Origin of the sequence: Streptococcus cuniculipharyngis (assembly GCF_007859195.1) — a bacterium.
In the GTDB taxonomy this organism is placed as follows: domain Bacteria; phylum Bacillota; class Bacilli; order Lactobacillales; family Streptococcaceae; genus Streptococcus; species Streptococcus cuniculipharyngis.
Window position 1 is genome coordinate 41,236 of the sequence record NZ_VOHL01000007.1, and the last position, 22,380, is coordinate 63,615.

Sequence of the window (22,380 nt, forward strand, 5' to 3'; positions counted from 1 at the left end):
GAGATTTTAACAAAAAAGCCGTGACTAGCACGGCCCTAAAGCTTAATCTTGATAATATCGCCAAACCCGAACAAGCATGGCAATCATAGGAAGGAAAAGAAACACTCGTAAAAAACTAAAAACAGACATTAGAGGTTCTTCCCAACTAGGCGCCCCCAGTAGAGCAAGTAGGAAGACCGCCCCTAGGAGCAAAAGGTTACAGAGAAGAACAAGGGCTAGATTTTTCAAAGAATCTTTCCCTGACACATTAAAACTATCTTTCCAATAACGACGATACAAGGCTAGCATAGGATTCTGTCTCCTTTCTCTTTTTTCAACTATATCATACAATCACCCTTTTCGCAACTTTAAAGCTGATACCACCTTTAAAAGTCGGATTTAGCCAATCTATGTTATACTATAAATATCAAAATAAGCGAGGTAAGCCCTATGGAAAATTGTATTTTTTGTCAAATCGTTGCCGGAACTATCCCTGCTGCAAAAGTTTATGAAGACGAACAAGTCGTCGCCTTCCTGGATATTACTCAAGTCACACCAGGACATACCCTGATTATCCCCAAACAACATGTCCGCAATTTATTGGACATGCCCGACACAACTGCTAGCACACTCTTTGCTAATGTGCCTAAAATCGCCCGTGCCCTAACAAAAGCAACCGGCGCCCAAGGCATTAACTTGGTCAATAATAATGAAGAAGCTGCTGGTCAAACCGTCTTCCACGCCCACCTTCACCTGCTCCCCCGCCTAGGACACCAAGACGGCCTGACAATTGATTTTACAACAAACGAGCCTAATTTCCCAGCACTTGCAGAACTTGCCCAAACCATTAGTCAGGAGGTTAGCCAATGAAAGTCAAACCCTTTATCCTCTCGAGCTTAGTTGGAGCTGCCCTCTACAAAACTTACGAAAATAGGCTAGTCCTTAAACATACACTGAAAGCAAAACGTGAACTCGTCAAGAAAAGCCAAGAAGACATCACCACTATTGGGCATAACCTAGAACTAGTGAAAGAGCAAACAGGCAACATCAACCAGATCAGCCAGGACCTCACCTACAAGTTCCGCGTTTTCAATACAGAGGCCCAAGCAACTATCCAAGAAATCAAACAAATTCTCAGTAAGTATCAAAAAGACTCCGCTCAAGACCAAGATCCTCAATCTTAATCTAAACAAATCCCTTCTCACTAGCCAAGAAGGGATTTTCTCATCAAAAAGACAAACCTCAACATGAGATTTGTCTGCTAGTCCTTATCATCAAGAGCTCTGTCCAACAATTACTCTGTTGGAAGTGGTTGTACAAAACTTTCAGCTACAGGGGTTTCCACCACTGGAGCAGGAGCAACATAAGAAGACTCTTGGGTTATTGCTGGCGCAGAATAACTTGGATAAGTTTCCTGAACAATTGGTAACTCACTACTTGGTGTTACCGCTGGAGCAACTGGCGTTTCTGTCGCCACAGGGGCCGCAGGGGTTTCGACAACAACTGAGGACGGCACTGTCATCACACTACTCGACACCTCCGGTACCGTGACCTCATCAGCCTCATTCTTACTTGACTTAGGCGCTTCTTCTTCCTCATCTGTTGAACCATTGATGGTAATATTACCACCGCCATATAGGGATTCGTACAAGACAGCTGTCGTTGTAATTGCCTTGGTCTTGGTTGGGTAACCCAACTCTTTTTTAATTCGGTTTTGAATCTCAAGCAAGTGCTGAGCCGTAACAATTTGATAAGAACCACCATCTTCCAAGGTCGCATCCTCGCCTCGCAATTGATAGGTCTTAATATTTTTCAAGGCATCCTGATAACCCAACAATTTCGGGATGGTTCGTGTCGAAATTTCTACATTGGTCTGCATGTTACTACTTACCGCTGATAGAATTTTCTTATAGTTACTAATACTGTCTAAGGCTAAAATTTTAGCCATAACCTTTTGAATAACTTCCCGCTGACGTTTTTGACGACCATAGTCACCATCAGGATCATCATACCGCATCCGTGCATAAACCAAGGCTTGATCACCATTGATTTTATGAGTTCCTACAGGAACTGTTGAGGTATAGGCTGGTTCTTGCTCATAAATTTGAATCGGAAAATCAAATTTGTTGGTTACGGTAATACCACCGACCGCATTAACCAAGTCTACCAAGCCCTGCATATTGATTTGCATGTAGTAGTCAATGGTGATATCCAGCAAATCTTGTACGGTCATAATCGCCATCTGGGCACCTCCAGCAGCGTAGGCAGCATTCAACTTAGCCTCAACCCCGGTCATGTCATTCTTCTTGGGACCAGATAATTTGATAAGGATATCACGCTCCAAGCTAGTCATGGTCGTCTTTTTCGTTTTCGGATTGACTGTCACTAAAATCATCGAATCACTATTGCCTTGCCAACGATCTGTCCTATCGGCACTACCTGTGTCAACCCCCATCAATAGAATGGAAAAGGGCTTCGTTTGTCGAATCGCTTGACTGACATTTTTGGAAGTTTGATAATTTTTAAAGGTTTTTGCGAATTCACTATTTGTAAAACTAGACAGGGTCTTGAAATAAATTCCCAAAGCAATCCCTGTCGTTGCCACAATCGCTAGCAGCATCACCGTAATTTTTTTTCCAATTTTCATCTTTAATTCCTAATTTATCATTTTACCCATCATATAAACATCAAGAAATTGACCATCACGCGCCTTAGCTCCACGTGGTCGAACCCCTTCAATGACAAAGCCAAATTTTTCATAAACATGAACTGCCCGCTGGTTTCGTTTTTGAACGGTTAATTCTAATCGCCGAATTACCCCGGATTTTTCTGCCCAGATAATAGCTTCCTCCATTAAAATCTGGCCAATTCCTTGGTTCCAATAATCCTTGCGGATACCGATAAAAATATCACCAATGTGTTTAATCCGCTCATGAAAATCGCTAGTAACATTCAAGACCCCAATCACCTCATCAGCCACCTTAGCCAAAAGGCAAACCTGGTTGATGGATTCCTGGCGCTGCCTGATAAAATCCGTCATCTGCTCAAGTGTCATCAGGATACCGGCCTCATCCAGGGTCATAAAATCACTCTCATACCCGATATGATTTAAAAGGGCTAGTAAAGCTGAGGCATCTGACGGCTGAGCCTCAGCAAAAATAACTTCTACTTCAGCCATTAGTCAACTCCTTAACTAGACTTTGCGCACTTGGACCATGGGCCTTAAACGATACCCGCCGTCCTTCCTCTAAGCGCTCAATCACAACCTCTACATAATCATTCGTAAATTGTTGCCCCAAAAGCTGCCCCCATTCAATAACGGTTACACCCGAACCAAACAAAAATTCATCTAAATCAATCGAATCCGGGTCATCTCCAATGCGATAGACATCCAGATGATAAAGAGGAAGACGTCCCTCATACTCACGTACAATCGTGTAGGTTGGACTTTTAATCATTTGAGTGACCCCCAGACCTTGACCAATCCCCTTGGTTAAGGTAGTTTTACCCGCTCCTAAATCTCCTGTCAGCACCAAAACCTGCCCTGCTGTCAGTTTTTCTCCAATTTTTCGACCTAGGGCAATGAGGTCTTCTTCCGTATAACTGTCAAACATAGAAACATTGTATCACATTTTCACACACTAAACCAGTTTTTACCCAGCTAAATCTCCTATTTCCACACAAAATGCCGTACAAAACGTACAGCATTTTACTTTTCTTACATTAACATAAAATTAATGATAAAGAGCAGGTCTAAAATCCAGATAATGGGTTGAATCTCCTTGACCCGTCCCTGAACCAATTTACCGATGGTATAAAAGAGAAAACCAAAAGCAATACCATTCGTAATACTATAACCAAATCCCATGAAAATTGAGGCAAAGAAGGCTGGAATCGCCTCACTCATATCATCCCAATCCACACTTTTTAAGTTAGAAATCATCATGACCCCAACCATAATCAAGACAGCAGCCGTTGCCTGAGTAGGAATAATAGATAAGAGAGGACTAAAGAAACTTGATACCAAGAAAAGACCCGCAACCACCAAGGCGGTTAGACCTGTGCGACCTCCCGCCGCAATTCCAGCAGCCGACTCCACATAGGTGGTAACATTAGATGTTCCAGCAATAGCTCCAGCCGTTGAGCCAAACACATCTGCATACATGGCCTTTTTCAATTTAGGATCAAGGTCACGAGCATTTTCACTGGTTGTATCAAAGATTTGTGTTTTTTGACTAGTGCCAATCAAGGTACCGATGGTGTCAAACATATCCGTCAAGGCAAAAGCAAAGACAGTCATGATAACCTCAACCGTACGACTAGAATCTGCAAAAAGAGTTCCCAGACCGGTAAAAGCCGCCCCAAAGACAGTTTTCAAATCACCAAAGGCTGTCACGATATTATTGGAAGCAAAATCAATCGTTGAAAGGCTAACAATGCCAAAAGCCAAGGCAACCAAAGTCGTTGCCAACATGGCAATCATCACACCGCCCCTAACATTACGAATCAATAAAACCGCTGTGATTACAATGGCAATTAACGAAACAATAACGCCGACATTATCAAAAGGAACTAAGGCCGGTACAGCAGATGAATTACCCAAAATCGTTGCTGCTGCCTTATCTGCTCCCTCACCTAGGACAGTATAGGTCTGAGGATTTAGGGTAAAACTGAGAAGCCCTGCATTTTTCAAACCAAGGTAGGTTAAGAAAATCCCAATTCCTCCGCCAATAGCATGTTTGAGATTTTCAGGAATTGAAACAATAATAGCATGACGCAGACGTGTCAAGGTCACCGCAATCGAGATACAGCCACAAAGAAAGACCATGGCCAAGGCTTCTTGCCAAGTATAGCCAAGGGAAAATACCACCGTATAAGTGAAGAAAGCATTCATTCCCATACCAGGTGCCTGGGCATAGGGAACATTGGCATAAAGTGCCATGATTAGCGTACCAACCACCGAACCAATAATAGTTGAAAGAAAAACCCCTTGTAGTGGCATACCTGTCTGGGCCAGCATTGAAGGATTCACGAAAAGAATATAAGACATGGCAAAGAAGGTTGTTATCCCAGCCATAACTTCCGTTCGAACATCAGTCCCGTGCTCTTTTAGCTTGAAAAATGTTTCCATTTTGATTATTAAAACTCCTTTTTTAGAACGATACCCATATTATATCAAATGATGATTGTGTTTTCAACAGTTATTGTTGTGTTTTCTTGCTTTTTTGTTCTAGAAAATATTTATATCGGTTTTTTTGTTCGTTTTTTACGCATTATAACAAAAAAACAAATCGTCTCCCACAGCTTGCGAAACGATTTGTACTAAATTTTAATCTTCTTGATCTAAAAAAATCAAGGTCATGATTTGCAAAAAGGTGAAGCCCAGAATAAATGGGATAGCTGCCCAGGAAACCACATCCACAATCTTTTGCAGAACCGTCATTGGTCTAATAAAAATATCCCATGAATTCAAACGAGCATAGCGACCAATATGGATGGCAAAACTTGATAGGACTGACAGATTGCCAATCAAGACATAGCGCAGCAACATATTTTTAACCGCAAAGGTACGGAAAATCAACTGCAAACTAACCACTCCCGATAATACCCCAAAGAGAATACTAGCCACAAATAACATAAACAAAATCATACTTGACCGTTGCCAAAGAGCATCGCCAGCAAAATACATATGAATGATATCTGTCAACATATAAAAGGTATTAGGGTAGAAAAAGAGCCACAGAACGGCCCAAATAGCTTTAAACAGTTTCCGCTTAGCACCATAAGCCAAATAAGCGAAATCCAAGGCTAACAAGGCTAAAAACATATTCCAAATCAGGTTGGGACCCTCTACACTATAATAGTAGATACTAACCGAAATAATCACGAAAAACAGATGTATACAGGCCCTTTTTATTTTCATTCACTCTATCCTCCTATTCAACAGGTTGTTTCATTATAACATAATTTAAGTGGAAAAAAGTTCCTAGAAACTTTTGTGAACAACTTGTTAACCCCTGACATTTCTTGGCTTAATTTGTCAGTTTTAGCAATCTTCTGTTACCCATTTGAGACATTGCATCCCCAGCAACAAGAGTTGGCTCAGCCTTGAAAAATGGCCTGACTATTTTCTTAACCTCGTTTTTCTGTTATAATGAAAACATGACTAAAAAAATTATTGCAATTGATTTAGATGGTACCTTACTCCATAGTGATGAAACCATCTCAGACTATACTGTTAAAACCCTCAGAAAAGTTGAAGCCTTGGGCCACATGGTTGTGATTGCTACAGGTCGTCCCTACCGCATGGCATGGGACTACTATCGGCAACTCGGTCTCAAAACACCTATGATCAACTTCAACGGTGCCCTGACCCACCTGCCTGAACAAAAATGGGAACAGGAACTAGATGTTCGTTTGGACCAAGATTATATCTGGCAGCTCCTAGACATGCAACAAGATATTCAAATGGATTTCTTGGCAGCTGAATACCGTCGGCAACTCTATATCAGTTTCAACCGCCGCGAAGCCATTGAGCCGAAACTTTTTGGCCTTTCAGAAATCAAGGATGAGATGGAGTTACTCCCCCACAAAATTACAGATGGGCCAAATGCGTTATTGATGAAAACCCAAGCACAAGATAAATACGCCTTGGCAGATGACATTAAAGATCGCTTCAACAATCAGATTGAGGTTGACTCTTGGGGGGGACCGCTCAATATCCTCGAATTTGCTCCTAAAGGGGTCAACAAGGCCTTTGCCCTAAACCATCTCCTCCAAGCTTGTGACTTAGATAAGAGCCAGCTGATTGCCTTTGGGGATGAACACAACGATACCGAAATGCTAGCCTTTGCCCAAACTGGCTACGCCATGAAAAATGCCAACCCAATCTTACTTGACTTTGCCGATGAGCAACTTCAATGGACTAATAATCAAGACGGGGTGGCTAGACAACTAGAAACGATGTTTCTTTCATAAATCTGACTAAAAGACTGGAAACCCTTTATTTCTAGTCTTTTTTCGTTTTTTCGCCAAGATTGTTCATTTTTTGGTAAATTTTCAGTTATTTTTGATAAATTTCTCCATTTTTTTAGCCCAACCCCCTTGACCTTTTCCTGAAAACGTTTTATAATTATCTATGTTCTTGAATTTCGTTTGAAATAATACCAATAATCGCCGTATTATTGTCAATGAAAAATAACTAAAAGGAGGAAAATCAAGAATGGGTATCGGTATTATTATTGCCAGCCACGGTAAATTTGCTGAAGGCATTCATCAATCAGGTTCCATGATTTTCGGCGAACAAGAAAAGGTTCAAGTCGTGACCTTTATGCCAAGTGAAGGACCAGATGACCTCTACGCACACTTTACCAACGCAATCGCTCAATTTGATGCTGATGATGAGATTCTTGTCCTTGCTGACCTTTGGAGTGGCTCGCCCTTCAACCAAGCAAGCCGTGTCATGGGAGAAAACCCTGACCGCAAATTCGCCATCATCACAGGTCTCAACTTGCCAATGCTGATTCAAGCCTACACAGAACGCATGATGGATGCCTCTGCTGGTGTTGAACAAGTTGCTGCCAACATTATTAAGGAAGCCAAGGATGGTATCAAGGCTCTGCCTGAAGAGCTCAATCCTGCTGAAGCAACTCCCGCAGCTGCACCAACTGCGGCACCACAAGGGGCTATCCCAGAAGGAACTGTCATCGGTGATGGCAAACTTAAAATCAACCTGGCTCGTATTGACACCCGTCTCTTGCACGGTCAAGTAGCAACAGGTTGGACGCCAGCATCAAAAGCTGACCGTATCATCGTTGCTTCTGACTCTGTTTCAAAAGACGACTTGCGTAAGCAGTTGATTAAGCAAGCCGCACCTGGTAATGTTAAGGCCAATGTTGTGCCAATCAAGAAATTGATTGAAGTGTCAAAAGACCCTCGTTTTGGTGGTACCCATGCCCTGATCCTCTTTGAAACACCACAAGATGCTCTTCGTGCAATTGAAGGTGGCGTAGAGATTAAAGAGTTAAACGTTGGTTCAATGGCCCACTCAACTGGTAAAACCATGGTCAACAACGTGCTGTCAATGGACAAGGACGATGTGGCTGTCTTTGAAAAATTGCGTGATTTAGGCGTTGCCTTCGATGTCCGTAAAGTACCAAATGACTCTAAAAAAGACCTCTTTGACTTGATTAACAAGGCAAACGTCAACTAATACACTTACTAAAACAAGAAAGGATTTATCATGGATATTTCATTTATTTCTGCGATTTTGGTTGTCGTGGTTGCTTTCCTTGCTGGTATGGAAGGTATCCTTGACCAATTCCAATTCCATCAACCAATCGTTGCTTGTACCCTTATCGGTCTTGTAACAGGTAACCTGACAGCTGGCGTTATCCTCGGCGGAACGCTCCAATTTGTAGCCCTTGGTTGGGCAAATATCGGTGCGGCAGTCGCTCCTGACGCTGCCCTTGCTTCTGTTGCAGCTGCCATCATCTTGATTAAGGGTGGTGACACCTCTCAACAAGCTATCGCGGTTGCCCAAGGTCTTGCCATTCCGCTTGCTGTTGCCGGCTTGTTCTTGACCATGTTGGTTCGTACAGCTTCTGTTGGTTTGGTTCACGGGGCTGATGCTGCGGCTGAACGTGGTGACTTTGCTGCACTTGAACGCTACCATTTGATTGCCCTTTCACTTCAAGGTCTTCGTATCGCTGTTCCAGCTGCCTTCCTGCTTGCTATCCCTTCTGAAAGTGTAAAAGCTGCCCTTGAATTAATGCCAGAATGGTTGAGTGGCGGTATGCAGGTCGGTGGTGGTATGGTTGTTGCCGTAGGTTTTGCCATGGTTATCAACATGATGGCTACCCGCGAAGTATGGCCTTTCTTTGCCCTTGGTTTCGCCCTTGCCGCAGTCAATGACCTTACCCTTATCGCCCTTGGTGCTATCGGGGTTGCCCTTGCCTTCATCTACCTTAACCTTTCTAAAAAAGGCGGTAACGCAGGTGGTAATGCTGGTTCACATGACCCAATCGGTGACATCCTAGAAGACTACTAAGAGGAGGCAAGACAATGACAGAAAAAATTCAACTTTCACTAAGTGATCGTAAAAAAGTTTGGTTCCGTTCACAACTCCTTCAAGCGTCTTGGAACTACGAACGCATGCAAAACTTGGGTTGGGCTTATGCTTTGGTCCCAGCCATCAAAAAACTTTATAGCAAGAAAGAAGACCAAGCTGCGGCACTCAAACGCCACATGGAATTCTTCAATACGCACCCATACGTTGCTGCTCCTATCTTTGGGGTAACACTAGCTCTTGAAGAAGACCGTGCTAACGGTGCAGACATTGATGACGCTGCTATCCAAGGGGTTAAAATCGGTATGATGGGGCCTCTTGCTGGTATCGGTGACCCAGTCTTCTGGTTTACTGTTCGTCCAATCATCGGTGCCCTTGGTGCCTCTCTAGCCATTGCTGGTAACGTCCTTGGTCCAATCATCTTCTTCGTGGCTTGGAATGCTATCCGTATGGCCTTCCTATGGTACACACAAGAATTTGGTTACAAATCAGGTAAAGAAATCACCAAAGATATGTCTGGCGGTATCCTCCAAGACATCACCAAAGGGGCTTCAATCCTTGGTATGTTCATCCTAGCCGTTCTAGCAGAGCGTTGGGTATCCATCAAATTTGCCTTTGATGTTTCTCGCGTGCCATTGGCTAAGGGAGCTTACATCGAGTGGGATAAACTACCAGCTGGCAGTGAGGGTATCAAAGAAGCCTTTGCTCAAGTCGGTGCTGGTCTTTCTCAAACCCCTGAAAAAGTGACAACCTTCCAACAAAACTTGGATGGCTTGATTCCTGGATTTATGAACGTTCTTCTCGTTTTCCTTTGCATGTGGTTACTGAAGAAAAAAGTATCTCCAATCACTATCATCGTCGGCTTGTTTGCGGTTGGTATCATCGCTCGTGTGCTTGGTATCATGTAAGACAAGTCTAAGACTAGAACTTCAGTTCTAGTCTTACTTTTTTGTCCCAGACACTTATGTTATAATAAAGAAAATAAGCAGAAAAGAGAACAAGCATGGCACAATCCTTAAACAAGACCATTACCCTTCAAACCACCGGTGTTTCCTATCTAGGCATCGGCAGCAAGGTGGGTAAATTTCTCGTCGGTGATCAGGCCATTGAATTTTACCCTGATACCAATGTCGAACAATACATTCAAATCCCTTGGACCTCTATCCAACAGATGGGGGCAAATGTTTCCGGCAAATCCATCAGCCGGCATTTTGAAATTCTGACCGACCAGGGTAAATTTTTATTCGCCTCAAAAGATTCCGGCAGAATCCTCAAAATCGCCCGCCAAGAGTTAGGCAATGACAAGGTGGTCAAACTACCAACCTTGCTCCAAACCATCGGTAAAAAATTATTTGGTAAAAGATAAATCTTACCTTTACTTTTAGCCCAAAGTTGAGTATAATAAAGGTAACGGATAAGTAGAAATTACCATCTTTTCAGAAAGTCTGCGGTTGTTGCGAGCAGGCAAGAGGGGATTTTGAAATTCTACCGTCAACCATTAGCAAAACAATAATTAAGTGCACAAGATTTGTGAAGTTGGATGGAACCACGCCCTTGGCGTTCCAACATCAGCTTATCTTGTGCTTTTTTCATTAAGGAGGAAGATATGTTAGATCTCAAACGTATTCGCAATGATTTTGCCACAGTGGCAGAAAAACTGGCTAACCGTGGCGTTAGCCAAGACAGCCTTGACCAATTGGCCGACCTTGACCAAAAACGTCGTGCCCTACTGGTGCAAACGGAAGAGTTCAAGGCTCAACGCAATCTCGCGTCTGCGGCCATTGCCCAAGCCAAACGCAACAAGGAAAATGCAGATGAGCAAATCGCAGCCATGCAAGAGCTTTCTGCTAAAATTAAGGAAATTGATGCGGACCTGCTTGAGCTAGATGAACAAGTGACTGCGATTATCACGGTCTTACCCAACACTCCCCACGATAGTGTCCCAGAAGGTCAGGACGAAGAAGACAATGTCGAAGTCCGTCGTTGGGGAACACCACGCGAGTTTGACTTTGAACCCAAGCCTCACTGGGACTTGGGCGAAGACCTCAATATCTTGGACTGGGAACGTGGTGCCAAGGTTACTGGGGCGCGTTTCCTCTTCTATAAAAACCTTGGCGCACGCCTAGAACGTGCCCTCTACAACTTCATGTTGGATGAACACATCGCTGAAGGTTACCAAGAAATCATCCCACCTTATATGGTCAACCACGACTCTATGTTCGGGACAGGCCAATATCCAAAATTCAAAGAAGACACCTTTGAACTGACAGATACCAATTTTGTCTTGATTCCAACCGCTGAAGTGCCCTTGACTAACTTCTACCGTAATGAAATCATTGATGGCAAAGACCTGCCAATCTACTTCACTGCCATGAGCCCATCTTTCCGCTCTGAAGCTGGTTCTGCTGGTCGTGACACCCGCGGTTTGATTCGCCTACACCAATTCCACAAGGTTGAAATGGTGAAATTTGCCAAGCCTGAAGAATCTTATGAAGAGTTGGAAAAAATGACAGCTAACGCTGAAAGTATCCTGCAAAAATTAGGCCTGCCTTACCGTGTGCTTGCCCTTTGTACCGGTGACATGGGCTTCTCAGCAGCCAAAACCTATGACTTGGAAGTTTGGATTCCAGCCCAAAACACCTATCGTGAAATTTCTAGTTGCTCAAATACAGAAGATTTCCAAGCTCGTCGTGCTCAAATCCGCTACCGTGATGAAGCCGACGGCAAGGTAAAATTGCTCCATACCCTCAATGGTTCAGGTCTTGCCGTTGGGCGTACAGTGGCTGCCATCCTTGAAAACTACCAAAACGAAGATGGCTCTGTTACCATTCCAGAAGTACTACGTCCTTATATGGGTGGCCTTGACGTCATCAGCCCTCAATAATCAGCTATTATCTCCTAGAAAGCTTTTTCTGGGAGATTTTTTTATTTTATCATTGACAAAGACGAATGAAAACAAGTATAATGATTAATATCAATCATATTTTTTAGGAGATGAGCATGCAACTTTTGGAAGAACGTATTCAAACCGCTGGGCAGGTTTTGGGAGAAAATATCCTCAAGGTTGATTCTTTTTTAACCCATCAGGTCGATACTAACTTGATGAAAGAAATTGGCCAGACCTTTGCTCAAACATTCAAGGAAGCTGGTATCACTAAAGTGGTGACCATTGAGGCCTCCGGTATCGCCCCTGCCCTCTACACGGCAGAAGCCTTGGAAGTTCCCATGATTTTTGCTAAAAAATCAAAAAATATCACCATGACCGAAGGGATTTTGACCGCTCAGGTTTATTCCTTTACTAAGCAGGTCACCAGCCAAGTGTCGATTGCTGAAAAATTTCTCAGCTCTGATGACAAGATCCTAATCGTTGATGATTTTCTAGCCAATGGCCAAGCTGCCAAGGGCTTGATTGAGATCATTGAACAAGCCGGGGCAAAGGTTGAGGCCGTTGGCATTGTCATTGAAAAATCCTTCCAAGATGGCCGACAAGTTTTGGAAGAAGCTGGTCATCAAGTTCTATCCCTAGCTCGCATTGACCGTTTCCAAGATGGACAAGTGGTTTTTCGGCAGGCTGACCTTTAACACCATAAGAAAAAAACGGCAACAGCCGTTTTTTAATTGAGATTGACCAAGGCTTTTTGGAAGCCCCATAAATTTGCTTGCAGTTGCAACTGCAAATCAGCTGTATTAGCCACTTCTTCCGTCACGTCAAAGACCACATTACCTGTTAGCGTGCTTTGTGGATTGAGTTCCTGCCAGAAAAATTTGGCATCATTATTGGCATAGATACCTGCTGATGTGTCAGCCGAATACTCCACATCTCCCTGTAAGAGTTTGAAGAAACTATCCGACACCGTCACCGCTTTCTTCCCCTTATTGGTTACGGTTACATTTAGCGTCAAATAAACCCCATTGGCAGTCTTGCCAAACTCACCACCAAAGTTACTTTCAATCGATCTGCTATTGACCACAAAGTCAAGGTCGCCAACAGTGACCGTTTGACCGATACCATAACTTGGCTCAGCAGAGGTTTCTGCTTGGGTTGATGACTCTGGTGTTGCAGTGCCTTGCTCAGACGCCACCGTTTGACTGGCAGTTTGATTGCTAGTACCACTTGGTTGAGTTGTTTTTGCTGCATTTTTACCAAATAGCATACCCAAAAGACCCAAGAGCAAGAAACCCAAGAAGATTTTCCCTAGACAACCACCTAATTTTTTCATGACTTTTCTCCCTTCAATAAAAAAAATTCCTAAAACTATTATATATATATTGTCAAGCTATTTTACTCCATTTAGGCAAAAAAAATCACGCTTAAAGCGTGATTTTTCTTGTCTCTCTATTCATTAAATGACACGTGCACATGGTCCATGTGGTTTTGTGTTGCACTGCCACGATCTGGCATTGGATTCCAAGTATTAGCAGGGCCATAAATATTATTAACCGGAGCATAGAATTGTTGTTGCCAGATAACATAGGAAATATCATTATTGGCCATGTTATCAATAGCATATTGGGCAACTTGGTTTCCTTGAGCCACACTGTCAACCATGACATCAACAGCCAAACCTTTACCATGGTCTTGAGGATCTCCAGGACGGTAACCTCCGATATTGCTAATACCGAAGGTATTACCAACCTCTGATTGGAAAGCTGCTGCCTTTGGTTGCATTCCTGTACTATCATAAGTCAGAGTTTGAGTTGGTGCCGGAGTTTCTGAAACTGTCTCTTGCGCCACTTCTGATGTCGCTGGTGTTTCTGAGACTGCTTCTTGCGCTACTTCTGATGATGCCGGAGTTTCTGAAATTGCTTCTTGCGCTACTTCTGATGATGCCGGAGTTTCTGAAATTGTCTCTTGTGCTACTTCTGATGATGCCGGAGTTTCTGAAACTGCTTCTTGTGCTACTTCTGATGAGGCTGGTGTCTCTGAAACTGTCTCTTGTGCTACTTCTGATGAGGCTGGAGTTTCTGAAACTGCTTCTTGTGCTACTTCTGATGAGGCTGGAGTTTCTGAAACTGCTTCTTGTGCTACTTCTGATACTGCTGGAGTTTCTGAAACTGTCTCTTGCTTAGCTTCAACCACACGATTAATAGCTTCTGTTACAGTTTCTGTTGATTGACCATAGCTAGGTGTCTCTGTCGATGACACAATTGATTGGGTCAATTCTTCCACGCTTGCCACTGGTTTTACTTCTGGTGTGCTAGTCGCTTCCACAACCTGATTGATGGCCTCCTTCACAGGCTGATCTGTTTCACCGTAAGCAGGTGTGGTAGGAGCCGCCGAAACAACCGACTGAGTCACTTGCTCAACAATTGATTCACTAGTGACTACCGGGCTTTCAACCGTTAAATCTTCAACCTTAACAAGCTTATCTTCTACCAAGACTTGATTGGTTGTCAGGTCTGCAGTAGCTGTAACAGCTTGTCCTTCTGTGGCAGCTGCGGGGCTTTCAATCTTAACCGTTGCAACTTCTTTTTGCTCGTTATAAGTAATCGTCAAGACTGTACCAGGATAAATCAAATTGACATCGCTAATCTTGTTGATGTTAGCCAAAATATTAATGTCAACACCAACAGCTTCTGCAATAGCGCTAAGAGTATCTCCGTATTGAACAGTATAAGTTGTTTTATTGCCTTCTGTTACTAAATTAGCCCTGATTTCTTCTGCAGAACGCGCTGTCCAGTCAGTGTTTTCGTCTGCTTGCACCTGACTTGCTGCAACCATTGACAAAACTAGGGTTGAAAATAAAAGTGATTTTTTTGTAAGTTTTTTCGACATGCTCATACATTTCCTTATCTTTATTGATGAAACTATTATAGCACAAAAAAAGCGAGAAAAAAGGCCTTTAAGAGTTCTTAAAAAAGTTGACATTTATTAGTGTTTTTTTGTTACCTTCTTGTAATATTTCTTGCCTTGGCAAGGCTCCTTTGATACAATAGGAGAAACCCACGAGTTGCAAAACCTTACACTATAAAGAAAGGAACCTCTAGCCATGACATTTATCTATCAATCCTTACGCAAAGAGCTGATCAACTACCTTCTCTTTACCTTGGCCCTCGCCATAATCATGACAGGAGAAGCTTTTATTTTTGAATATATCATCAGAGTAGCTAGTCAAAAAAGTTGGGCAGACTACCTCCTGATGCTAGTTATCGTCCTTGTTTTTCTCCTTAGCCAAACCGTCATCTACTACCTGCAACAAGCTCTGACTGAAAAATTAAGCAAACTGGCAACCGCACGTTATAAGGAAAGATTTTTTCAAAAAATGAGCCAAAAACCTCTGCTTGACCTCCAAAAAGAGGGTAAGGGCAATTGGATTTCCTCCCTCACCTTGCAGATGGAGCTGCTACAGCAAAGTTACTTTTACACCATTTTTTGGGCGGGCTACCTTGTCTGTCAGCTCTTGGTGGCTACGGTCATGGCCTTCTGGCTTAATCCGCTAATTGCCTTGATGGCTCTCCTACTAACCTTGCCAAATTTGCTCATTGCTATCTTGGGACGCCAACGATTGGAACAACATCAGGGACAACTAACAATCGCCAACAATGTCTATGTCAGGCAAACTTCCGATTTGATTGAGGGACTGGAAGAATGGAAAGTTGGCCAGGGGCAGGAACAGGTTAACCAGCGTTTCCAAGTAGAAAATCACGATCTGCTCCAAAAGCAGGTCAAGGTCTTACGTTTTGAGCAAGTCATCGCTGCCCTCAATCAGTTCTTTTCCAACCTGCTCTACCTGGGTGCTTGGATTATTGGTGCTTATTTTATTATTCGAGGACAACTTGCCCTGCCAACGTTGATTGCTTTTTCACAACTCTTAGCCCGTATTTCTTTTCCCATCTATAGTTCATCAGCTTTGATTGCCCAGTATATCAGTGGTCGCAAGATTCTCCACGACCTCGAAGCACAGCTGGCCACTACCGAGCCAACTGGAACAAGGAAGCTCACCAATCTTAAACGAATTGATTTGCTTGATTACCAGTTCCAAAATAAAGCTCCCCTGCAAGTCAGTTTTGAAGCTGGTAAAAAATACCTCTTGATTGGCCCGAGTGGGTCTGGTAAAACCAGTCTGTTACGCCACATGCTCAAACTGGCCGACAATTATGACGGGGACATTCTCATCAATGGCCAACCGCTAGAAAGCTGGGAGGACAAGAGCCTGTATCAACACATTCATTATTTGCCTCAATTCCCTCATATCTTTGCAGCTACTTTGCGGGATAATCTAACGCTTTTCCAAAAAAATATGGATTCAGATAAACTTTGTCAAGTCCTAGAACAAGTTCAATTGAAAAACTGGGCCAAACCTGACAAACTGGACCTTCTCTTAGGTCAAGGGGTATCGAACTGTCGGGAGGCGAACAAAAACGGATAGCCCTCGCCCGTTTTCTACTTGCTCCTAAACCATTTTTACTGATTGATGAATTATCGGCCGGCTTGGACAAGGATGCCCTTAAACAACTTGAAGCCTTAGTTCTTCAACTCCCTGTTAGTTTAATCTATATTAGCCATCAAAATCTTGACCAGTTACGGCTAGCCTTTGACCAAGTCATTGACCTGACTGATAAGATGTAAAAGTCGTTAAACCAATCCTGTTTAACGACTTTTTTATGTTCAAAATTCTTAGGCTAATTGGTGCTCTTGGTCTGCAACCTTCATGGCTAGGGCAAAATTCCCCAGAGTAGCTGAGCCATTATTGGCTACAGCCGGCGTGACAATATAGTCCTCAACTGGCGGAATTGGCAGATAATCATTAAGCAGAGCCAAGAAGTGCTGATGAACTAACTTAAGCATGTGCTCTTGGGCCATGACACCACCACCAAAAACAATCATTTCTGGACGGAACATCATGGTTGCTTGAATGGCTGCCTGAGCAATGTAATAGGCCTGCTTATCCCAAACATCACTATCAACAGGGATATTTTCCCCACGAATACCCGTCCGGGCCTCTAAACTAGGCCCCGCTGCTAATCCTTCAAGGCAACCCTTGTGGAAGGGACAGACCCCATCAAAATCCTGATCTTGGTCATGTTTTAACATGTAAGTATGCCCCATCTCAGTGTGGCCGATGCCACCAATAAACTGACCGTCTTGATAAGCTCCGGCTCCTATTCCTGTTCCGATGGTATAATAAACCAAATTTTCTACTTCATCACGCGCAATCACTTCACCATAAGCTGAGCTATTGACATCTGTCGTGAAATAAAAGGGAACTTTCAAAGCAGCTTTGAGCGGACCAATCATGTCCACATGTGACCAGTCTGGCTTGGGCGTTTTGGTGACATAACCATAGGTCGGCGATGTTTCATCAATGTCAATGGGACCAAATGAACCAACAGCCACTGCCTGCAAATTGTCAAACTGCTGGAAAAAGGCAATGGTGTTTGCCAGAGTTTCTTCTGGTTTTGTCGTCGGAAACTGAGTCTTAGCAACAACTTCAAAGTCTTCATTCCCAACCGCACAGACAAACTTAGTGCCACCTGCTTCTACACTACCGTATAATTTCGTCATCTTTTTTCCTCTAATTTTCTCTAGACAGAAAGAGGTTGACACTTGTTCAACCCCTTTTCTTATGAAGGGAATAGTCCCTTATTTGACTTTAAGTAAGTCTTGACCTTCTTGAACAGTCGCTGATGCCAGTGGTTCAACCGCTGCAAAGTCTGCTGTATTTGTCACAATCACCATTGTTGTGTCATCAAGACCAGCTTGAGCAATCGCTGAGCGGTCAAAGGTTCCAAGAACATCGCCTGCTTTAACGCTTTGATTTGCCTTAACTTTTTGGTCAAATCCCTTACCGTTCATTGATACCGTATCAATACCTACGTGAATGAGAATTTCTGTACCATTTGCTGATTTGATGCCGTAAGCATGACCTGTTTCAAAGGCAATTTCTACCGTACCATCAACTGGCGATACCACTTGGTTACCACTTGGTTTGATGGCAATTCCTTTACCCATTGCTTCTGATGCAAAGACTGGATCATTGACATCTTTAAGGGCAACGACCTCACCTGCAAGTGGAGCAAGGATTGTTTCTTCTGATTTAGTCGCTACCGCTGCAGCAACTGGTTTGTCTGCTACAGGGGCACTAGGCTTTTTTACGTCTTTTTCCTCATCTTCATAACCGAAGAAGTAAGTCAAGGCAAAACCAAGAGCGAATGATACAGCCACCATGAAGATGTATTGGAAGAGTTGGCCATTACCAAGGTAAAGTGTCGCACCTGGAATGATGGTAACGCCCATACCAGTCCCTGCAAGACCAAGGATAGCCGCAAGCGCACCACCAATAGCACCTGCAATCAATGACAGAAGGAATGGTTTGCGGTAACGCAAGTTAACACCGAAGATAGCTGGCTCTGTAATACCTAGGAAGGCTGATAGAGCTGCTGGGAAAGCAAGAGCTTTCAATTTAGGATTTTTAGTTTTCACACCAACTGCCACCGTTGCCGCACCTTGGGCTGTCATGGCTGCTGTGATGATAGCGTTGAATGGGTTAGCTCCAGTATTAGCAATCAACTGAGCTTCAAGGAAGTTAAAGATATGGTGAACACCTGACACCACGATGACTTGATGAACCCCACCGATAAGCAGACCACCAAGACCGAATGGCAAGGCAAGAATAGCTTGTGTTCCACCAAGGATAGCTTTTTCAACCACGTGGAAGACTGGTCCAATGACAAATAGACCAAGGATAGACATGACCAACAAGGTAATGAATGGCGTTACCAAAAGGTCAAGCACTTCTGGCACAACTTTACGCACAGCTTTTTCAAACTTGGCACCAATCAAACCGATGATGAAGGCTGGCAACACTGATCCTTGCAAACCAACAACTGGAATAAAGCCAAAGAAGGTCAAGGGTTTAACGTCACCACCAGAGGCAACCACCCAGGCATTTGGCAACTGACCAGCAATCAACATCATCCCAAGGACGATACCGATCGTTTGGTTACCACCAAAGACACGGAAGGTTGACCAAACCACAAGGGCTGGAAGAACGATAAAGGCTGTATCTGTCAAGATTTGAGAGTAAATCAACAAATCACCAGTCAACTCTGCACCAAAGGCAGCAAAGAGACCACGCAGACCCATGAAGAGACCAGTCGCTACAATGGCTGGAATGATTGGCACAAAGACGTCACCAAAGGTACGAATAGCGCGTTGGAAGGCATTCCCTTGTTGAGCCGCTTCTGCCTTTTGCTCAGTTGTTGTTGCAGTTGGTAGACCTAAAGCTACAACTTCATCATAAATTTTATTAACTGTTCCTGTCCCAAAAATCATTTGGTATTGGCCTGAGTTAAAGAAGGCACCTTTGACCTTCTCAATATTCTCTGCTTTTTCTTTGTCAATCTTAGACTCATCAACAACCATGACGCGTAGACGGGTTGCACAGTGAGCAACACTTCTGACATTTTCACGACCACCGACGGCCTCAATGACCTCTTTTGCAATCTGTTTGTTATCCATTTGCAAAAATCTCCTTCTAATTAAAAAATTTTTCATTTCAAGTGAAAGCGTTTCACTCATGACACTATTTATTTTACCATGATTTAGAAATATGTCAAGCGTTTTGCAGAAATAATTTTTAAATCACATAAAAAGATTGATTTTTCATCAGAAAACGTTTACTATATTAGTAGAGAATTATTATTGACTTAGAAAGAGAGACTCTCCTTTAAATGAATTTACCAACAGCAATTAGATACAAAGCTTATGACAAATGGACCCCTGAAGAAATTGCTCACATCAAGGAAAACATGGCCAAATCACCTTGGCATGCCACTTACCATTTGGAACCAAAAATGGGGCTTTTGAATGACCCCAATGGTTTTTCCTATTTTGATGGCAAGTTCCATCTCTTTTATCAAAACTTCCCCTTTGCTGCCAGTCATGGCCTCAAACAATGGGTGCACACGACCAGTACGGACTTGGTCCATTTTGAAGAAACTGGGGTTGAGCTAAAGCCAGATACCCCACTTGACAGCCATGGTGCCTACTCAGGGTCGGCCTATCAAGTGGACGATAAGCTCTTTTTGTTCTATACAGGCAATGTCCGTGATGACAACTGGGTACGGACCCCCTTACAAATTGGTGCCTTTATGAACAAGGATGGCAAGATTGAAAAAATCAAAGAAGTACTGATTGAGCCAGCCAGTGATGCAACCGAGCATTTCCGCGACCCACAGATTTTCAAACATGAAGGCAACTTTTATGCCATTGTTGGGGCTCAAAATCATAATAAACAAGGCTTTATCAAGCTCTACCGTGCTCTTGATAATAATGTTCTCACTTGGGAAGAAATCGGTAATCTAGACTTTGCTGGCACTGGCAGTGAATACATGATTGAATGCCCTAATCTTGTCTTTGTCAATGAGCAACCGGTTCTGCTTTACAGTCCCCAAGGATTGGATAAGGCTGAACTGGCTTATGACAACATTTACCCCAACACCTATAAAATATGTCAAGCGTTGGACACAAAAACAGCCAAGCTGATTGACCCATCGCCAATCTTCAACCTAGACTACGGTTTCGAAGCCTATGCCACCCAGGCCTTTAACATGCCAGATGGCACAGCCTATGCTGTCAGCTGGATTGGCCTACCAGATGTGGATTATCCAACCGATCAATACGACTATCAAGGAGCCATGAGCTTGGTCAAAGAATTGACCATCAAGGACGGTAAACTCTATCAAAATCCCGTCAGTGCCATGACCAGCCTCCGTCAATCACAAGAAGCTCTCAGCAACAAGGAAAAAACGGATAACACTTATGAACTAGAAATCCTCATTCCCGAAAATAGCCAAGCTGAACTCCTGCTCTTTGCTGACCAGGATGGCAAGGGCTTTACTATCACTTTTGACACCCACAAGGGAGAAGTTGTCATTGATCGCTCTCAAGTTGGCCAACAATACGCCCTCGAATTTGGCACCAGCAGAAGTTGTCCAATCCCTCGTCAGGCTTGCAAGGCCAGAATTTTCATTGACAAGTCCATCTTTGAAATCTTCCTCAATGATGGGGAGCAAGTGCTGACTGGTCGCATCTTTCCAACTGCTCAACAATCAGGTATTCAGGTCAAATCAGGCCAGATCACAGGGACTTATTATCAGTTGAAAGGATAAGCCTATGGTTGCAAAATTAACCGATGTTGCCCAACTGGCTGGTGTTAGCCCAACCACTGTCTCACGAGTCATTAACAAAAAGGGCTACTTATCTGAAAAAACCATCAAAAAAGTCAAAGACGCCATGAAAACACTGGGCTACAAACCCAACAATCTGGCCCGTAGCCTGCAAGGAAAATCAGCCAAATTGATTGGTTTAATTTTTCCAAATATCAGTAATATCTTCTACTCTGAGCTGATTGAATACTTAGAAGTTGAACTTTTTCGACAAGGCTACAAGGTCATCATTTGCAATAGTCAAAATGACCCCAAGAAAGAAAAAGACTACCTTGAAATGTTGGCTGCCAATCAAGTAGATGGCATTATTTCCAGCAGTCACAATCTTTGTATTGACGACTATGAAAAAGTGGAAGCTCCTATTGTCGCTTTCGATCGTAATTTAGCCCCCAATGTTCCCATCATTGCCTCAGACAATTTTGAAGGGGGCAAGTTGGCTGCTCAACAATTGCTTAAAGTCGGCTGCCAGAAGATTATTATGATTACAGGAAATGACAATTCTAACTCACCGACAGCTTTACGCCATGCTGGTTTTCAAACCTTACTGCCCCAAGCACCTGTCATCAATGTTCCCAGTGATTTTTCCGCCATTCGCAAAGAAATGGAAATCAAAAACATCTTAAGCCAATACCGACCCGATGGTCTCTTTGTTTCCGATGATTTGACCGCTATTCTAACCATGAAAATCGCTAGTGACCTCGGGTTAAGAATACCGGCAGATTTAAAAATTATCGGCTATGACGGTACCCGCTTTGTTGAAAATTATTTCCCCCAATTAACCACCATCAAACAACCCATCAAGGAAATCGCCCACCTCTGCGTTGATGTCCTCCTCAAACAAATTGCCAAGGAAGCTATCAATACCGAATACATTTTACCCATCAGTCTCTTGCCAGGAGCCAGTATTTAGACCTCAGTCATAACCACCCGTGAAAACGGGTGGCTTGTACACCAGCTGTCAGCCATTTCTCTCCAGCGACGTCTAAAGACGTTCGCTGAACTTCGTTCAGGTTAGTGCTATAATTACTTGACTAATGCCCGTAACAACGGGCTTTTATCTTGTTCTAAAACTGCCATCTGAAAATGGATCTTCATACTCTTTGACACTCAATTTATCAAGTGCAATGTCATTTTTCTCCTGCTCGCGAATGTATTTCGCAACT

23 protein-coding genes and 1 pseudogene are annotated in these 22,380 nt (G+C 43.3%); 13 read left to right on the forward strand and 11 right to left on the reverse strand.

Features of this window, described 5'->3' with window-relative positions:
- Nucleotides 1–42 precede the first annotated feature (42 nt).
- On the reverse strand, nucleotides 43–288 hold the full coding sequence (locus tag FRX57_RS06895; protein ID WP_146568004.1) for a hypothetical protein: 246 nt from the start codon (nucleotides 286–288) through the stop codon (nucleotides 43–45).
- A 141-nt stretch (nucleotides 289–429) separates the two neighbouring features.
- Between FRX57_RS06895 and FRX57_RS06900 the strand changes: the two genes are divergently transcribed.
- Both FRX57_RS06900 and FRX57_RS06905 read left to right on the forward strand, forming a co-directional pair.
- Entirely contained in the window at nucleotides 430–849 is a 420-nt protein-coding gene (locus FRX57_RS06900) for an HIT family protein (RefSeq protein ID WP_146568006.1), read from the forward strand.
- On the forward strand, nucleotides 846–1,163 hold the full coding sequence (locus FRX57_RS06905; protein ID WP_146568008.1) for a hypothetical protein: 318 nt from the start codon (nucleotides 846–848) through the stop codon (nucleotides 1,161–1,163). The genes FRX57_RS06900 and FRX57_RS06905 overlap by 4 nt, the downstream gene beginning before the upstream one ends.
- A gap of 110 nt (nucleotides 1,164–1,273) precedes the next feature.
- Here FRX57_RS06905 and lytR read toward each other — a convergent pair whose 3' ends face one another.
- The 5 genes from lytR to FRX57_RS06930 all read right to left on the reverse strand — a co-directional run bounded on the left by lytR (nucleotide 1,274) and on the right by FRX57_RS06930 (nucleotide 5,902).
- Complete coding sequence (gene lytR / locus FRX57_RS06910; RefSeq protein ID WP_146568011.1) at nucleotides 1,274–2,626, reverse strand: glycopolymer--peptidoglycan transferase LytR; 1,353 nt, start codon at nucleotides 2,624–2,626, stop codon at nucleotides 1,274–1,276.
- 9 nt (nucleotides 2,627–2,635) lie between these two features.
- Nucleotides 2,636–3,157: a GNAT family N-acetyltransferase gene (locus FRX57_RS06915; RefSeq protein WP_146568013.1), complete on the reverse strand. Its 522-nt coding sequence runs from the start codon at nucleotides 3,155–3,157 to the stop codon at nucleotides 2,636–2,638.
- On the reverse strand, nucleotides 3,150–3,593 hold the full coding sequence (gene tsaE / locus FRX57_RS06920) for a tRNA (adenosine(37)-N6)-threonylcarbamoyltransferase complex ATPase subunit type 1 TsaE (protein ID WP_146568016.1): 444 nt from the start codon (nucleotides 3,591–3,593) through the stop codon (nucleotides 3,150–3,152). The genes FRX57_RS06915 and tsaE overlap by 8 nt, the downstream gene beginning before the upstream one ends.
- A 104-nt stretch (nucleotides 3,594–3,697) precedes the next feature.
- Nucleotides 3,698–5,110 carry an NCS2 family permease gene (locus FRX57_RS06925; RefSeq protein ID WP_146568018.1) on the reverse strand — a complete coding sequence of 471 codons (1,413 nt, stop codon included), beginning with the start codon at nucleotides 5,108–5,110 and terminating at the stop codon, nucleotides 3,698–3,700.
- Between the two features lie 198 nt (nucleotides 5,111–5,308).
- Complete coding sequence (locus tag FRX57_RS06930) at nucleotides 5,309–5,902, reverse strand: DUF1361 domain-containing protein (RefSeq protein ID WP_146568020.1); 594 nt, start codon at nucleotides 5,900–5,902, stop codon at nucleotides 5,309–5,311.
- 239 nt (nucleotides 5,903–6,141) lie between these two features.
- On the opposite strand from FRX57_RS06930, the gene FRX57_RS06935 reads away from it, so the two are divergent.
- From FRX57_RS06935 to FRX57_RS06965, 7 genes are all read left to right on the forward strand, one after another.
- On the forward strand, nucleotides 6,142–6,957 hold the full coding sequence (locus FRX57_RS06935) for a Cof-type HAD-IIB family hydrolase (protein ID WP_146568022.1): 816 nt from the start codon (nucleotides 6,142–6,144) through the stop codon (nucleotides 6,955–6,957).
- A gap of 244 nt (nucleotides 6,958–7,201) precedes the next feature.
- The gene (locus FRX57_RS06940; protein WP_146568024.1) at nucleotides 7,202–8,191 is read left to right on the forward strand and encodes a PTS sugar transporter subunit IIB; all 990 of its coding nucleotides are present in this window, start codon (nucleotides 7,202–7,204) and stop codon (nucleotides 8,189–8,191) included.
- A gap of 27 nt (nucleotides 8,192–8,218) precedes the next feature.
- Entirely contained in the window at nucleotides 8,219–9,028 is an 810-nt protein-coding gene (locus FRX57_RS06945) for a PTS mannose/fructose/sorbose transporter subunit IIC (protein WP_146568026.1), read from the forward strand.
- Nucleotides 9,029–9,042: 14 nt separating this feature from the next.
- Nucleotides 9,043–9,954, forward strand: a complete 912-nt coding sequence (locus FRX57_RS06950) for a PTS system mannose/fructose/sorbose family transporter subunit IID (RefSeq protein ID WP_146568028.1) — start codon at nucleotides 9,043–9,045, stop codon at nucleotides 9,952–9,954.
- 95 nt (nucleotides 9,955–10,049) lie between these two features.
- Complete coding sequence (locus tag FRX57_RS06955) at nucleotides 10,050–10,412, forward strand: DUF956 family protein (protein WP_146568030.1); 363 nt, start codon at nucleotides 10,050–10,052, stop codon at nucleotides 10,410–10,412.
- 240 nt (nucleotides 10,413–10,652) lie between these two features.
- Entirely contained in the window at nucleotides 10,653–11,930 is a 1,278-nt protein-coding gene (serS, locus tag FRX57_RS06960; RefSeq protein ID WP_146568032.1) for a serine--tRNA ligase, read from the forward strand.
- A gap of 116 nt (nucleotides 11,931–12,046) precedes the next feature.
- Nucleotides 12,047–12,628 (forward strand): xanthine phosphoribosyltransferase, encoded by a 582-nt coding sequence (locus FRX57_RS06965; protein ID WP_146568034.1) that lies wholly within the window; start codon nucleotides 12,047–12,049, stop codon nucleotides 12,626–12,628.
- 32 nt (nucleotides 12,629–12,660) lie between these two features.
- Here FRX57_RS06965 and FRX57_RS06970 read toward each other — a convergent pair whose 3' ends face one another.
- Nucleotides 12,661–13,266 carry a DUF4352 domain-containing protein gene (locus FRX57_RS06970; RefSeq protein ID WP_146568036.1) on the reverse strand — a complete coding sequence of 202 codons (606 nt, stop codon included), beginning with the start codon at nucleotides 13,264–13,266 and terminating at the stop codon, nucleotides 12,661–12,663.
- A 116-nt stretch (nucleotides 13,267–13,382) separates the two neighbouring features.
- Entirely contained in the window at nucleotides 13,383–14,822 is a 1,440-nt protein-coding gene (locus FRX57_RS06975; protein WP_146568038.1) for a LysM peptidoglycan-binding domain-containing protein, read from the reverse strand.
- A 214-nt stretch (nucleotides 14,823–15,036) separates the two neighbouring features.
- Between FRX57_RS06975 and FRX57_RS06980 the strand changes: the two genes are divergently transcribed.
- Together FRX57_RS06980 and FRX57_RS07785 are read left to right on the forward strand one after the other, a co-directional pair.
- A complete protein-coding gene (locus tag FRX57_RS06980; RefSeq protein ID WP_146568040.1) occupies nucleotides 15,037–16,416 on the forward strand; it encodes an ABC transporter transmembrane domain-containing protein in 1,380 nt (459 codons plus the stop codon).
- Nucleotides 16,417–16,478: 62 nt separating this feature from the next.
- The gene (locus tag FRX57_RS07785; RefSeq protein ID WP_246100973.1) at nucleotides 16,479–16,616 is read left to right on the forward strand and encodes a hypothetical protein; all 138 of its coding nucleotides are present in this window, start codon (nucleotides 16,479–16,481) and stop codon (nucleotides 16,614–16,616) included.
- A gap of 48 nt (nucleotides 16,617–16,664) precedes the next feature.
- Here FRX57_RS07785 and scrK read toward each other — a convergent pair whose 3' ends face one another.
- Together scrK and FRX57_RS06995 are read right to left on the reverse strand one after the other, a co-directional pair.
- Complete coding sequence (gene scrK, locus FRX57_RS06990; protein WP_146568043.1) at nucleotides 16,665–17,552, reverse strand: fructokinase ScrK; 888 nt, start codon at nucleotides 17,550–17,552, stop codon at nucleotides 16,665–16,667.
- Nucleotides 17,553–17,630: 78 nt separating this feature from the next.
- Nucleotides 17,631–19,508, reverse strand: coding sequence for a sucrose-specific PTS transporter subunit IIBC (locus FRX57_RS06995; protein WP_146568045.1), 1,878 nt, complete (start codon nucleotides 19,506–19,508; stop codon nucleotides 17,631–17,633).
- Nucleotides 19,509–19,720: 212 nt separating this feature from the next.
- On the opposite strand from FRX57_RS06995, the gene FRX57_RS07000 reads away from it, so the two are divergent.
- Together FRX57_RS07000 and FRX57_RS07005 are read left to right on the forward strand one after the other, a co-directional pair.
- Entirely contained in the window at nucleotides 19,721–21,160 is a 1,440-nt protein-coding gene (locus FRX57_RS07000) for a sucrose-6-phosphate hydrolase (RefSeq protein ID WP_146568047.1), read from the forward strand.
- A 4-nt stretch (nucleotides 21,161–21,164) separates the two neighbouring features.
- Complete coding sequence (locus FRX57_RS07005; RefSeq protein ID WP_146568049.1) at nucleotides 21,165–22,127, forward strand: LacI family DNA-binding transcriptional regulator; 963 nt, start codon at nucleotides 21,165–21,167, stop codon at nucleotides 22,125–22,127.
- Nucleotides 22,128–22,271: 144 nt separating this feature from the next.
- On the opposite strand, the pseudogene FRX57_RS07010 reads toward FRX57_RS07005, so the two are convergent.
- Nucleotides 22,272–22,380: pseudogene (locus tag FRX57_RS07010) on the reverse strand (IS200/IS605 family transposase); the annotation flags it as partial.